This is a genomic window from Pseudomonas sp. (assembly GCF_030698175.1).
Taxonomy (GTDB): domain Bacteria; phylum Pseudomonadota; class Gammaproteobacteria; order Pseudomonadales; family Pseudomonadaceae; genus Aquipseudomonas.
This window is the reverse complement of the sequence record NZ_JAUYNT010000020.1, coordinates 164,000-177,869: the sequence shown is the minus strand read 5'-3', so window position 1 is coordinate 177,869 and position 13,870 is coordinate 164,000. Positions and strand designations below refer to the sequence as shown.

The 13,870-nt window shown below is 56.0% G+C and carries 13 protein-coding genes; 7 read left to right on the top strand and 6 right to left on the bottom strand.

Features of this window, described 5'->3' with window-relative positions; genetic code table 11:
* Positions 1–25: 25 nt before the first annotated feature.
* Positions 26–1,210, top strand: coding sequence for a BsaWI family type II restriction enzyme (locus Q8R10_RS10705; RefSeq protein ID WP_305653583.1), 1,185 nt, complete (start codon positions 26–28; stop codon positions 1,208–1,210).
* Positions 1,211–1,219: 9 nt separating this feature from the next.
* Here the strand turns inward: Q8R10_RS10705 and Q8R10_RS10700 are convergent, their stop codons facing one another.
* Positions 1,220–2,518, bottom strand: a complete 1,299-nt coding sequence (locus Q8R10_RS10700; RefSeq protein WP_305653581.1) for a DNA cytosine methyltransferase — start codon at positions 2,516–2,518, stop codon at positions 1,220–1,222.
* 378 nt (positions 2,519–2,896) lie between these two features.
* On the opposite strand from Q8R10_RS10700, the gene Q8R10_RS10695 reads away from it, so the two are divergent.
* The 5 genes from Q8R10_RS10695 to Q8R10_RS10675 all read left to right on the top strand — a co-directional run bounded on the left by Q8R10_RS10695 (position 2,897) and on the right by Q8R10_RS10675 (position 8,831).
* Entirely contained in the window at positions 2,897–4,228 is a 1,332-nt protein-coding gene (locus Q8R10_RS10695) for a TAXI family TRAP transporter solute-binding subunit (RefSeq protein ID WP_305653580.1), read from the top strand.
* 35 nt (positions 4,229–4,263) lie between these two features.
* A complete protein-coding gene (gene yejK / locus Q8R10_RS10690; RefSeq protein ID WP_305653578.1) occupies positions 4,264–5,271 on the top strand; it encodes a nucleoid-associated protein YejK in 1,008 nt (335 codons plus the stop codon).
* 270 nt (positions 5,272–5,541) lie between these two features.
* A complete protein-coding gene (locus Q8R10_RS10685; protein WP_305653576.1) occupies positions 5,542–6,138 on the top strand; it encodes a LemA family protein in 597 nt (198 codons plus the stop codon).
* Positions 6,139–6,161: 23 nt separating this feature from the next.
* Positions 6,162–8,096, top strand: coding sequence for a M48 family metallopeptidase (locus Q8R10_RS10680; protein WP_305653575.1), 1,935 nt, complete (start codon positions 6,162–6,164; stop codon positions 8,094–8,096).
* Between the two features lie 258 nt (positions 8,097–8,354).
* Positions 8,355–8,831 carry a chemotaxis protein CheW gene (locus tag Q8R10_RS10675; RefSeq protein WP_305653574.1) on the top strand — a complete coding sequence of 159 codons (477 nt, stop codon included), beginning with the start codon at positions 8,355–8,357 and terminating at the stop codon, positions 8,829–8,831.
* A 141-nt stretch (positions 8,832–8,972) separates the two neighbouring features.
* Here Q8R10_RS10675 and Q8R10_RS10670 read toward each other — a convergent pair whose 3' ends face one another.
* Genes Q8R10_RS10670 through Q8R10_RS10660 form a run of 3 tightly spaced genes read right to left on the bottom strand, consistent with a single transcriptional unit; the run spans position 8,973 to position 11,959 of the window.
* Positions 8,973–11,105 (bottom strand): bifunctional diguanylate cyclase/phosphodiesterase, encoded by a 2,133-nt coding sequence (locus tag Q8R10_RS10670; RefSeq protein WP_305653572.1) that lies wholly within the window; start codon positions 11,103–11,105, stop codon positions 8,973–8,975.
* Positions 11,089–11,439 (bottom strand): response regulator, encoded by a 351-nt coding sequence (locus Q8R10_RS10665; RefSeq protein WP_305653570.1) that lies wholly within the window; start codon positions 11,437–11,439, stop codon positions 11,089–11,091. The genes Q8R10_RS10670 and Q8R10_RS10665 overlap by 17 nt, the downstream gene beginning before the upstream one ends.
* Positions 11,414–11,959, bottom strand: a complete 546-nt coding sequence (locus Q8R10_RS10660; protein WP_305653568.1) for a CHASE domain-containing protein — start codon at positions 11,957–11,959, stop codon at positions 11,414–11,416. Before Q8R10_RS10660 ends, Q8R10_RS10665 begins: the two co-directional genes overlap by 26 nt.
* Before the next feature lie 285 nt (positions 11,960–12,244).
* On the opposite strand from Q8R10_RS10660, the gene Q8R10_RS10655 reads away from it, so the two are divergent.
* Positions 12,245–12,388 (top strand): hypothetical protein, encoded by a 144-nt coding sequence (locus tag Q8R10_RS10655; protein ID WP_305653566.1) that lies wholly within the window; start codon positions 12,245–12,247, stop codon positions 12,386–12,388.
* Positions 12,389–12,438: 50 nt separating this feature from the next.
* On the opposite strand, the gene Q8R10_RS10650 is transcribed toward Q8R10_RS10655, so the two are convergent.
* Both Q8R10_RS10650 and Q8R10_RS10645 read right to left on the bottom strand, forming a co-directional pair.
* Complete coding sequence (locus Q8R10_RS10650) at positions 12,439–13,374, bottom strand: glutathione S-transferase family protein (RefSeq protein ID WP_305653564.1); 936 nt, start codon at positions 13,372–13,374, stop codon at positions 12,439–12,441.
* A 61-nt stretch (positions 13,375–13,435) separates the two neighbouring features.
* Complete coding sequence (locus Q8R10_RS10645; protein WP_305653562.1) at positions 13,436–13,801, bottom strand: GIY-YIG nuclease family protein; 366 nt, start codon at positions 13,799–13,801, stop codon at positions 13,436–13,438.
* Positions 13,802–13,870: the final 69 nt, after the last annotated feature.

Here is a 13,870-nt window from a genome sequence, read left to right as displayed (position 1 = left end):
AGGACTCTAGCCTGAGCAAGTCAACATGAAAATCACATATACCGAAAAATACAACCGCCTTTTAGATCTGCTAGTCAAACAGCGCAAAAACGCCAATATAAACCAGCAATTTCTCGCAAATTTGTTTGACGTAAACCAGTCCATCATCTCCCGATATGAAAGCTGTGAACTGAGGCTAGACATCGAATTACTGGCCCGCTGGTGTGAGGCAATAGATATCACACTTGAAAGTGCATTATTACTCTCAGGATATATTCAGCAAGAAACCTCTAATTTCGAAGAATCAAAGCAGAACGTATCAACTAATAGCGATGTTGCTTATCCAATCGGGGCAAATAAAACTGAAAGTGGATTCAACTTAATTCTTCAGTGGCAAGAAAAAAACTTTGAAATCAAATTTCCTGGTAGCGAAATAAAAAAATACAAAGAAATTGAAAAAACCATAACAAATCTTTTTTCCGAACTAAACCTCACGGGTCAAAAAAAGAAAAATCGCGATGCCATTGCAGAAGCGCTACACCTGGCGATATCGCTAATGCCCGAAGCCAACCCCTCTGACATTTACCACCATATTGTATACCGGCTCTACCTAAGGGAATACAAACGCTCCAACTCAAGTCAAAGTTGGGCAAGGGCTGGCGGCGAAGCCCTAGAGTTATTTTTCAAATGGCATTACGCTCCACTTCTTGCCCCACATGGTATTTCAATTCAACTTGGCTTTGAATCAGGGAAAAAAAATAAATTTATGACCGAAATGGGGCTAGCCGATGAGGTTGCAGGCAGCAGCAAACTAGATATCTGCTTATACGGAATGGGTAAAAACGGCCTAATTCCTTTTGGCGGAGTACATGCAAAAGCATCACTAGCTGAGCGGGTTTCAGATGACAAGCCGTGCAGCGAGAGAATGATGATGGCCGGATATAAAAGCTATCTTTTTACACTGGATGCAAAATCCTTTCCTCCACCAACCGGCAATCTGATTAATCTAGGTGAACTTGGAACAATTCAGCAGCCATCCGACAAGCGAGATTATATTGAAAAGCACGGCAGCTTCGACGCATGTTTCTCCTACAATACTCGAACGATCCCATCAGACAAAAAAACCGCCAGCGGAAAACACATCTATGTATCTTATTTTGATAATAACGATACTCTAATAACACTAATCACTGACGACTGGAAAAAGTGGAAGGCTAAAAACAAGCAATAATAGCTCAAACTAAAACCATGCTTTCAAATGCTCCACTATAGAAAAACCCACAGCCCTTGCTAGCAAAGGAGGGACCGCATTCCCTAACTGTTTAAATTGCTGAAACTGTGATCCTGGCAGTTTAAAATCATCCGGGAAAGATTGTAGACGTGCTGCTTCTCTGACAGAAATAAATCGATCAAGTTCTGGGTGTACAAAATCGGAGCAATCTCTAGCCATATGCGCCACCAACGTATGGCTTGGTTCGTCCCATGACAATTTTCTATATTTATTTTTGAATCCACCATGATCAATAAACAACATCACTTCATCTACTGAATGCCGCCCCTCATGAAGCATTTCTCTTAATTTAATTTCCTTTTCAACATCCTGCCTTCTACATCCTTTTAAATCACGAGCACCAGCATGCCCCATAAGAATTTCATCAATAGCACCATAAGGTAGGCCGTCACCCTGAATGCGATTACGTAATTGCTCCCCATAATCTCCTGGCCTGAGCAAAGCCAACCTTAATCGACGAACTCCAAGCATCCGCTTTGCAGAATGGTGAGTTATCTCCGCCATATCACCGCGCATAAGCACCTGGTACTCAGACTCAGCAGACCCACGATAAGCCATAGATTGAGAAGTGCTTGCAGGAGGTAGCGTCTCACATAATAAAAGATCAGAAATAGCGTCTTTTACCGTTCTTACTTTGCTCATCCGCAGCCCAGAAAACAGATCTGCAACCTCACCTGAAGCCCCTCCCGCATCTACAAATTCTGCAGGTACAAAAAGAGGGGGAGGACCAAGAGTCGAGCCGATAATAAAAACTCGACGCCTACGCTGAGGAACACCGAATTGTTCTGCACGGACACTATGAACATGGGTGTTATAACCAAGCCCCCGGGCCACACTGAGAACATCCTCAATAACAGCACCACCACTCATCGACAGTAAACCTGCAACATTTTCCATAACAAAACACTTCGGCCGAAACTCTTTTACAAAATCAAAAAAGTTTCGATACAACTGATTTCGCGGATCAAATGAGTCGCGCTGCCCATAGGTTGAGAAACCTTGACAGGGCGGGCCACCGACAACGAGATCAATCTCGCCGACAGCCAAATCCAACTGATTACGGATATCAGCGGCGCACAACGTTTTAATGTCATCTGTATTAATGACAGCAGCTGGGAAATTCTGCGAAAAAGTAACTGAAGCAAATTTGTCAATTTCATTTGCCCACAAACAGTCAAATCCAGCCATACGCAGGCCTTCAGACATTCCACCAGCACCGGCAAATAGATCAATCGAGCGCAACTTCATATACAACCCATGCTAAAACACCGCATAAAATGGACGGAGAGTATCCAAACCTAGCCAACCAGGGTCAATAGCCCATTTTGCTAAGAAAACGGATAGGGGCCTCCTCAAGCAAAAAACAATCTTCGCACCTTGAATTTTGCGCCACCTCCGAGGTGGGAGGCCGGCTAGATGATTCTCAGGGCATGGCTTTCAGCGCGACCAGCAAACGGCTTCTAACCCGAGCGCCAATCCGAACAGGACTACCAACGCACAAGGCAATCCCTTGAAGAAACAATCGCGCATATTACTGTCTAGAGCGCTGCATCGCCCAACTGACTAAGCTTAACGATCAGGCTGAACCATCTGGCTTAACCACCACACCCAACCACGGACCCGCCTATGCGCCGCATCTTGCTTGACCTGAAAATCATCTTGCAGGCCAATCTCTGGCTGCTGCCGGTGTTGGCCGGGCTGCTGGGGGCGGTGTTTTATCTGGTGGCGCCGCCGCCGTCGATGTCGGCGGTGATGGCCACCGGCAGCGCTGGCGGCGGTTATGCGGCGTTTGCCGAGAAGCTGAAAACCGAGCTGGCCAAGCAGGATTTTGAGCTAATTTTAGTGCCCAGCGCCGGTTCCCAAGACAACCTGCAACGGCTGCTAGACGACCAGGGCGCGGTGCAACTGGCGCTGGTGCAAAGCGGCCTGGAGCGCCAGCTGCCGGCCAAGGATTTTGCCCGCTTGCAGAGCCTGGGCGGCATGTACCAGGAGCCGCTGTGGTTGTTTTTCAGAAGTGACTTAAAGCTCGACCGGATTGCCGACTTATTGCCATTGCGCCTGGCCTTGGGCGCCCCCAACAGCGGCACCCTGGCGGCCAGCGCGGCGATTCTTGAGGTGAACGAAATCCTCCCGGCGCAGTACCCGGCCAACTGGCAAAGCAGCGGCGGGACTGATGCGGCTCAAGCGCTCATGAATGGTCAGCTGGATGCCAGCTTCTTCGTCGCGCCGGCGGAAAACCCACTGATCCAACAACTGGCGGCGCACCCGCAATTAAAACTGGCCAGCTTTCACCGCGCCGCCGCCTACCAAGCGCGGCTGCGTTACTTGCGCAAAGTGACCATCGGTGAAGGCCTGCTGAACCTGGCGCAGAACCGTCCCGACCATGAGCTGGTGATACTCGCGCCGGTCGCCACCCTGGTGGTCAACTCACGCTTTAACCCGGCGCTGACCCCGCTGATTTTGCAGGCCGCTCGCGATGTGATGCAGGCCGGCACCCTGCTCGACCCGCCCGGTGCGTTCCCTAGCGCCAACCCGCCAACCTTCGAACTGGCCCGTGACGCCGAACACTACTACAGCAGCGGCCTGCCCTTGCTGCAGCGGCATGTACCCTTTCGCATCGCCTCCCTGGCCGACCGCTACATCATCTTGCTAATCCCGCTGCTGGTGATCCTCTTCCCGCTGATCAAAGTGATTGGCCCGTTGTACCGCTGGCGGATTCGTACCCGCATCTACCGCTGGTACAAGTACCTGCGTGAGATCGACCGGCAGCTGGACGCCGGTACCTTGCCGGCCGTGCTCGACACCGAAATCGCCCGCCTGGAGAAACTGCAGGAGCAACTGGCCAAGGTCGAGGTGCCGCTGTCCTACTCCAACGAGCTGTACGAACTGCATGTGCACCTGCGCTATGTGATCGAACGGCTGCAGGCTTTGCAGCAGCGGCGCAGTCAGCTCGGGTAAACTGCGCAAATTAGAATCCCGCCAGAGTAAGCCCCATGCCGATTCGCCATTGCATCGTCCACCTGATCGAGAAAAAACCCGATGGCACCCCGGCGGTGCTGCATGCGCGCAGCACCGAGCTGGCCGAATCGCAGTCCATCGAGAATATGCTGGCCGACCTCAACGACAACTACAACGCCAAGCAGGGCAAGGCCTGGGGGCTGTTTCACCCAGAGTCCAGCGTCTACCCATTCAGCGGCTGGCTGAAGACTTATCTAGAGGGCGGCCAGGACTTCACCCAGTTCAGCCGCCAGGCGGTTGAGCAGCTGCAAAAGCTGATGGAAGAATCCAACCTGTCCACCGGCGGCCATGTGCTGTTCGCCCACTATCAACAAGGCATGACCGACTACCTGTCGATCGCCCTGCTGCACCACAGCGAAGGCGTGGTGGTGACCGACGCCCTGGACGTGACGGCGGCCAAGCACCTGGACCTGAGCCAGCTGCACCTGGCGGCGCGGATCAACATCTCCGAGTGGCAGAACAACGCCAATTCCAAGCAATACATCTCCTTTATCAAGGGCAAAAATGGCAAGAAGGTCTCGGAATACTTCCGCGATTTTATCGGCTGCCAGGAAGGCGTCGACGGTCCCGGCGAAACCCGCACTCTGCTCAAAGCCTTTAGCGACTTCGTCGAGAGCGAAGACCTGCCGGAAGAAGCCGCCCGCGAGAAAACCCAGACGCTGGTCAGCTATGCCAGCAGCCAGAGCAAAATCGGTCAGCCGGTGGGCTTGCAGGAATTGTCTGGGTTAATCGACGAGCAACGCCCGCAGGCCTTCTACGACCATATCCGCAACAAGGACTACGGCCTGTCGCCGGAAATCCCGGCGGACAAACGCACCCTGCAGCAGTTCCAGCGTTTCACCGGACGCGGCGAGGGCCTGTCGATCAGCTTCGAGTCGCATCTGCTGGGCTCGAAAATCGAATTCGACGAGGCCCGCGACATGCTGATCATCCGCCAACTGCCGACCCAGCTGCGCGACCAACTCAAGCGCCGTAAAGATTAACTCGCCGGTTTTTATTCCCTCGACAACCGGCTACCTTAAGGCTCCGTGCCAGTTACGTGTTGCACGCCGCTTTTGTAGGGTGGGTTAGTGGCGCAGAACGGGACAGAGCATCGACTGCGCAATGTGTGCGCCACGTAACCCACCAAGCGGTGATCGCCGATCCCATCTGGTGGGTTACGGCGCAACTGAATAAGCATCGGCAGATAGCCCGTGCTCATGCGCCTAACCCACCCTACTAGCCGGCCCATTACTTCAGATAAGGAAGTCCCGATGTCCATCTCCAGCATTGTCACCCTCGCGCTTATCGCCGCCCTGGTGTTCTACATCATCAGCATTTACAACCAGCTGGTGACCCTGCGTAATCGCTTTCAAAATGCCTTCGCGCAGATCGAGGTGCAGCTCAAGCGCCGTTATGACCTGATCCCCAATCTGGTCGAAACCGCCAAGGCCTATCTGGCCCATGAGCGCGACACCCTGGAGGCGGTGATTGCCGCCCGCAATGGCGCGGTCAGCGGCCTGCAAGCGGCCGCCGCGCAGCCGGGCGATGCCCAGAGCATGGCAAAACTGGCCGGCGCCGAGGGGCTGCTGAACAACGCCATGGGCCGCTTGAATGTGACCATGGAAGCCTACCCCGACCTCAAAGCCTCGGCCAATATGCAGCAACTCACCGAAGAGCTGAGCAGCACCGAGAACAAGGTGGCGTTTGCCCGCCAGGCCTTCAATGACGCTGTGATGGAATACAACACCAGCAAGCAAAGCTTCCCGGCGGTGCTGTTCGCCGCCAGCTTCGGTCACAGCAAGGATGCTAGCCCACTGGAATTTGCCGACAGTGCCGCGATTCAAGCCGCGCCGAAAGTGTCCTTCTAAGGCTAGTCAGTGCGGGTTTAGCGATGAACTTCTTCGAGCATCAGGCCCGCGCCAAGCGCAACAGCGGCCGTTTAGTTTTACTGCTGGGATTGGCGGTAATCTGCCTGGTCACACTCACCAGCCTGACCCTGATGCTGCTGTTGCAACTGTTTGGCGAGGTGCCGGCGCATTCGGCCGAGTCGCGCATCGGCCTCGATTGGTCGCTGATCGGCCTCATCGCCGCGACGGTCATTGCCGTGGTGTTGCTGGGTAGCCTGTACAAGAGTGCCCAGTTGAGCAAAGGCGGCAAGGCTGTGGCCGAGCGTTTGGGCGGCCGGCTGATCAACCTCGCACCGCAAAGCCCAGAGGAGCGCCGGGTACTGAATGTGGTGGAAGAAATGGCGATTGCCTCCGGCACCCCGGTGCCGCCGGTGTACCTGCTCGACGATCCGGGCATCAACGCCTTCGCCGCCGGCCTGACACCCCAAGACGCGGTGATCGGCATCACCCGCGGGGCGATTTTCTTGCTCTCGCGCGACGAGTTACAGGGGGTGATCGCTCACGAGTTCAGTCATATCTTCCACGGTGACATGCGCCTGAACACCCGCTTGGTGGCGGTGCTGCATGGCATCTTGCTGCTGGGTCTGATTGGTGGGCAGTTGCTCGACAGCGACAGCAATCGCCACACTCGCGTAAGCATTAGCTCAAGTGTTAAGAACAATTCCGGGGTGGCACTTTCAGCCATCGGCTGCGCACTCTGGGTGCTCGGATATGCCGGGACTTTTTTTGGCAATTTGATCAAAGCAGCGGTCAGTCGCCAGCGCGAATTTCTTGCCGATGCCGCCGCCGTGCAGTTCACCCGCAACGATCAAAGTATTGCCGGCGCGCTGAAGAAAATCGGCGGCTATGCTTGCGGCTCGCAGCTGCGAGCCAGCCACGCCGCCGAATTTAGCCATATGTATTTCGGCCCCGGCATCAGCCTGGCGTTTGGCAGCCTAATGGCCACCCATCCACCACTGGAGGAGCGCATCCGCCGCGTCGAGCCGCGCTGGGACGGCAGTTTTCCGCAAGTCGTGCTGCCGGCCGAAGCCTACGGCAACAACGCCGACGCCGCGGCACCGGTGAGCGCCGATTGGGACGCTGCAATAAGCGGACTCAGCGCCGCGCCGAACTACTCGCCACAAGCCGCCGAGCACGCCATCGAACACATTGGCGAGCCGCAAGCGGCGCACCTAAACGCCGCCCGCAACAGCTTGCAGCGCTTGGCCGAGCCGCTAAAAGCCGCCGCTCACCACAGCCTCGATGCCCAAGCGCTGGTGTATGGCTTGCTGCTCAGTCGCGAAGAACCGCACCTGAGCAAGCAGCTGGACCTCTTGCGGCCACGACTAAACCCGGACATCGCCCAGGTGTTGCAACAGCTGCAGGGCGAGCTCAGCAGGCTGGATGCTGACCTGCGCCTGCCCTTGCTTGAGCTGGCGATACCGGCGCTTAAACAGCTCGACCGGCAACAATTCACTGAACTGAAAAAGAACTTGGTGCTGCTGGCCCAGGCCGATCAGGTGGTGAACCTGATGGAGTGGTCGCTGTTTCGCATCCTCGAACGCAGTGTGCAAGGCCCGCGTCCCATCGATGGCCAGTATCGGTTAAGCGAGATGGCCGCAGAATCCGCCGTGTTGCTCTCGGCCCTGGCTCACGCCGGCCATGACGACCCCAAGTTTGCCGCCCAAGCCTTGGCCAAAGCCTGTGCAGCCCTGCCCTTCGAACCGCTGACCTTGGCGGCCCGCAGCCCCGCGCTAAAAAGCCTGGACGCCGCACTCAAACGCCTCAGCCAACTGCTGCCATTGCAAAAACCACGCTTACTCAAAGCCATGGCCATTTGCATCGCCCACGACGGCCGCATCAACGCCGCCGAGGCCGAGCTGATGCGCGCCGTCGCCGACACCCTCGACTGCCCGATGCCGCCACTGCTGAGCGACTAAGCCTGGCGGCAACTTAAAGCGGATCTCTTGGTTAGCTATTGCACTGAACGGCGCCAAGTTGGCTACATATGTTTTTTCGAAATATTTAACACAACCAACAATCGTCAACTTTAATTAGCAAAAAACAGCCACACAAATATTGACCCCGATCATATAATCAACCACTAGCAAGCTCAGCAACCTTGACAAATACAAAGCAAATGCTAGCTTTTATGAAAGCAACAGCGTCGCATCAGACCGTCGAGGCCAGTTACTTTAATGAATACAGAGTATTTGATCGCTCTAATTGGCAAAATCAAGATTGGCATCGACTGCCACGACATACTTAATGTCTATCGGCAAAAATTAAAAATAATTCAAGTTTCAAATCAAGACGATATTTACGCCGGTATCACCTCACTGGCCAATCAGACCTTGCCGGTGATTGACCTGCGCAAGCGCGCCCAGATGCAGCCCGCCACTGAAACTGGTGTGCACAATATAATAACCTTCCAAACTGGAACGACCCGTCAGCTGGCAATTCTGGTTGACGACATTATCGGCATGGAAGGACTCAACTTAAGTTCAATGCAAAAAGCCAACAGCAACTTACACAACCAACAAAGCAATTTAAATTTATTGTTTCCAATGATCGCCATCCTCAAAGATAAAAGCTTATTACACATTATGGACTCAACTTATCTAGACAACTTAAAACCGATTAACGAGGACAGTGGCGAACTGGAAATGTTTTAAACCTGCACTTATCAAACACATGATCTCACCAACACCCGCACAGCCCCACTAGTTTAATCACCCACCTATATTAAATTCAAAAATCAGCGAGTTCAGCGTATATACCAGCGCTATCGCCCCGCACTGACAGCCAAGCAGCGACTAACTTTGATAAGGCAAGCGACTCCAGTCGAGCTGCAAGGGAAAACCCCCGGCCTGCTGTAATGGCAAGCCAGGTGCCACCAGAAAACCCTGCATCAAGGCACAACCGTGAGCCCGCAGCCAGTCGCACTGCTCGACGGTTTCCACCCCTTCGGCAATCACCTCCAGACCGAGGTTGCGGCCCAGTTCGATGATGCTGCTGACGATGGCCGCATCGCGACTGGAGTCGAGCATGTTGCTAATAAACAGGCGATCAATCTTCAGGGTATCCAGCTCAAAATGGCGCAAATAAGCCAACGAGGAATAACCGGTGCCGAAGTCATCAATCGCCACCCGCACGCCCAACTGACGTAACTGGCGCAACTGCTCACGGGTGGTATCGAGGTTTTGCATCAGTGCACTTTCGGTCACCTCGACTTCCAACTGAGCCGGAGCCATTTGCCGTTGTTCGAGCATCCGCCGTAAGTCGTCGACCAGATTGGGCATGCTGAACTGCACCGGGCTGACATTTAAACTAAGCACCAACTGCTGACGATAATTCAGCGGCCAGGCCAGGAAATGGCTGATGCCGGTTTCAAACACCCAGTTGCCAACCCGATTGATCAGCCGGGTTTCTTCCAGCAAGGGAATAAACACCGCCGGCGACACGGTGCCACTAGTCGGATGCTGCCAGCGCAGCAGCGCTTCAAACCCCCGCAGTCGGCCCGTTTCCAAATAGATTTGCGGTTGATAGACCAACTCAAAGTTGTTCCGTTCGATGGCCTGCCGCAGGCTTTCTTCAAGCATCAACCGGGAGCGGGCGCGACCATTCATTTCCGGCGAAAAGAACCGGTATTGCTGGCGCCCGGCGCGCTTGGCTTCATACATCGCCATGTCGGCGGCGCGCAGCAAGCCCTCAATATCTTGGCCACACTCGGGAAAACTGGCAATCCCAATGCTGACCCCCAGCGTGACCTCAACGCCATCAATGCTGTGACGTACCGAGATCATCTCGATCAGCTTTTCGGCCACCTTGGCGGCATATTCTGGTTGATCCAGCGAGTCAAGTAGCACGGTAAATTCGTCGCCGCCCACCCGCGCCAAGATGTCGTAGGGACGCAACCCAGTGCGTAACTGCTCGGCCACATGCTGCAGCACATGATCACCAGCCACATGCCCGAGGGAGTCGTTAATTCGTTTGAAACCGTCCAGATCCAGGTACAGCACGGCGATGCGCTTGCCGCTGCGCACCACCCGCGCCAACAACGACTCCAGCGCCTGGTGAAAGCCGCGGCGATTAAGTAGCCCGGTGAGCGGATCGGTGATCGCCTGGGACTCCAGCTGCGCATGCAGGGCGCGCTCCACCGACATATCCAGCACCATCACCACCATCGAACGCGGCAGGTTCGACAAGGGCGAAAAAGACAAGGCCACTGGCAGCAACTCACCGGTAAAGGTGCGCAGGCTAATATCGTGAACCCGGCGGGTTTCGCCACGCTGCCAATAACGATAGAACTCGCTGCCATGCCACTGTTGCGGCAAGTCCTTGCGCTGCAAGTACGGCAGCAATGCCGTGCCCTCCAGATCCGCTACCTCGCCTCGCAGCATCTGCGCCACCGCCGGATTGGCAAATTGGATGCAGCCTTCCTCGCCCACCACCAGGATGCCTTCGGCGGCATTGGCCAATACCGAGGCGTTGAAGGCCTTGGCCCGCTCTAGTTCGAGACTCAGCTTCTGCAGCTCACGACGGCTCTGTTCGTATACCAACAAGGAGCGAATTTTGTGCCGCAACACCTGCGGATCAAAGGGTTTAAGGATGAAGTCCACCGCCCCGCTGGCGTAGCCCTTGAGCAACGCATGCTGGGTTTGCGCGATGGCCGAGAGAAAGATGATCGGTGTATACCGGGTGCGCGGACTGCCGCGCATCAAACGCGCGACTTCGAAGCCGTCCATCTCTGGCATCTGCACATCCAGCAGCACTAACTCGACGTCATTCTCCAACAGGCAACGCAGCGCCGCCTCACCGGAGCCCGCGCTGCGCACCTGCCAGGCACCGTTTTCCAGTAATGCCTGCATGGCAATCAGGTTTTCCTCGCGGTCATCCACCACCAGCAAGGTTGGGGCATTCTGTACGGCTTCATTCTGCAGGGGCATGACTGCCACCTCCCGGACTGTTCAGCCAGCGATAGAGTAGATTAAGCAGCTCTTGGCGAGCGACCGGTTTGGCCAGGTAATCGTCAGCGCCTGCGACGAGGCATTTCTCCCGATCCCCCTTCATCGCATGGGCCGTTAAAGCAATGATAGGAACGACACAGCCATGTTCTTGCTTAAGCAGACGAGTGGCGGTGTAGCCATCCATGTTCGGCATGACCATGTCCATCAAGATCAGCGCAAACCGCGCCTGCTGGCTACAGGCCAGCGCCTCCACCCCATCACGGGCCGCAGTAACTCGCAGCCCGAGTTCACAGCAACGCCCTACCACTGTCATGAGCCTGCTCCACTGCCTGACGGCGCAGCGGCTCACTGCGAATAGCGAAACCTGGCACGCTCAAACTCGGCACAGCGGCCGGGGCCAGATAGGTGACTATTAGGTAATCATCGCGAATACCTGGGGGGAAGACTTGCAGCTCAGTACCCGTCGCTTGCCGTTGCCGCTCAAGAAAAACCGGCAGTTGTTGCTGGGGCAGGTAGCGCGCCCAACCCAACGCCTGGATGTCGGGATAACTCTGTCGCAACTGGCTGGCCGCCTGCCGCGAGACCTCAGTACTGTTGGCAAACAAGCCCGCCATGCCGCGCAATAACACTTCGTGGGCGCGCATCCGATCACTGATGCGCTGAACAATATCATCCACCGCCAGCTCGAAGTCCTGCTCGCTGCCCAGCCGATCACTGGCTTGCAGCACATACCATTGCCAACTAACCAGGCCACCTAAGCCAGTAAACAGCAGCAAGGCCACCAGCAGTGGCAACCAAGTGAACCGGGATGACAACGTGGGCCCTTCATCCATGTGACCTCCAGAGCACCGACAAGCTCGGCGGCTCCAATTCACAACAAACAAATATTTGACGCCGCATTACCGACACAACAAGAACTGTTGAGTAGTTTAGTCAGGAATGGCCTGATTTCAGTCGCATCGGCAGCCGTACGACGAGTGGCTGCCGCTATGGGCAAACTGCCAGCACGCTGAACATCCGCCACAGCTTGTGTCGTACCTAGGCATCAGCACAACTGCAACGAACAAGCGGCAGGCTCGGCGAGATTAGCCGTCTGGCCGCGCCGGGCCACCGACCATATGCTGGCGTTTCTGGCGCCGTTGTTTGCCGTCGAGGCCGGTGATATTGAAGTGGTATTTGGTCGGTTCAATGTCAATAAACAGTTGCGGATCAAGGCGCCGAAGCGCCTGCCCGCCGTACTGGCGCGACTGCAGCCAAGCTAACAGGCCGTGGAGCGCGCCAGGCGGGCCCCGCGGCAAAGATCAAGCCCGCATCAAACCGCCGTCAGACTAAAACCAAAGCGTGGAAAGTGCACATGCACAATGCCGGCACGCGGGTCTTCACGGCGCACTATCAACTCCTCAGAGCCGGCAAACAGCAGCTCGCCGACCACCGGATCGACGCCGTAATCGGTCGCGGCAATCGCCACCTGCTGACCGAGCGCAAAGCCCTCAATTGCATTGAACGGCTCATCCGGCAAAGCCGCCGGCGTGGCCTGACGAGCGATATCGATGGCCGCCGCAGACTCCATCTGCACCATTGAGCCATGGCCGAAACCCAGCACCCGGTCCAGCCAGGCAGCCACTAGCGGGTAATCATCCACCAATGGCGCGGTGACCGGCGTGGCCCTGAGGAACCACAGCGAATGGGCCATGGCAAAGTCCGCCAGCGAGGCCTCACCAAACAAAAAATCACCGGCTTCGCGGGACAATTGCTGCTGCAATCGAGCCATCAGGGTTGGCCATTGCTGCTTGGCCTGGGTCAAAGGTAAACGGCTGGCCGTACCGCCGCTGAACAGCCCAGCACGATCAGCCATAAAGCCCTTGATCGCCGCCGGTGGCAAGTTGCCAAAGCGCAGGGCCATGGATTCCGGCTGAAACACCAGGCTCACCGCATGCTGAAACACCACCGAGTCGGCCCATTGCGCGAGGCTGGCGACATTAAATTCCTGCCCTTCGGGGAATAGCGCCGGAGTGGCTTTTTCGGCTTCCAAGCGCCGAGCGATAAGCGCGGTATCACAGTAGATATCGGCGCCCACTTGCAACACCGGAGTCTTGCGGTAGCCGCCGGTCAGCGCCGTCAGATCGGGCTTGGGCATCACCGATGGGATCAGCACCGAATGCCAGGACAGTTGTTTAAAGCCCAGCAGCAGACGGACTTTCTCGGCAAACGGCGAATTCGGGTAATGGTGCAAAATCAGATCATGCATAACGGGCTCCGCGATGGTTGCTCAATTCAGCCCCGAGCTTACCCCCGTCCGTCGGTGCGGCCTAGCCGCGTGGGTAACCCGACATCGGCGCTGATGACTGAGCATCAGCGCCCTCGATAAGGCGGTAGCTGGCCACCAGCGCTTCCTTAGCGGACTTCTTCAGCTGCTTGATGCCGCGCTCTTCGCGCAGCGCGGCAGCTTTGTCGGCGCAGGCCTCCACGTAGACCAAGGCCTGCGCCGGGCTTGAGTAAAAAAACCGTGCGCCCTTGCCGTTTTGATGCTGCGCAAAACGCCGCTGCGGGTCGTCACTGATGCCGCAATACAGGGCGCCATTGACCGCGCGCACCAGGTACACAAACCAGGGTTTGGTCGCGGCTGGCACAGGCTCGCAACTGACATTAGGGACCACGACGGGGAGTTTTGGCATCGCTAAAACCAGGTAATTTGGCGCGGCGCAGCTTAACAGAGATAATCCAAGCTACGGCCCAGCGCCGAC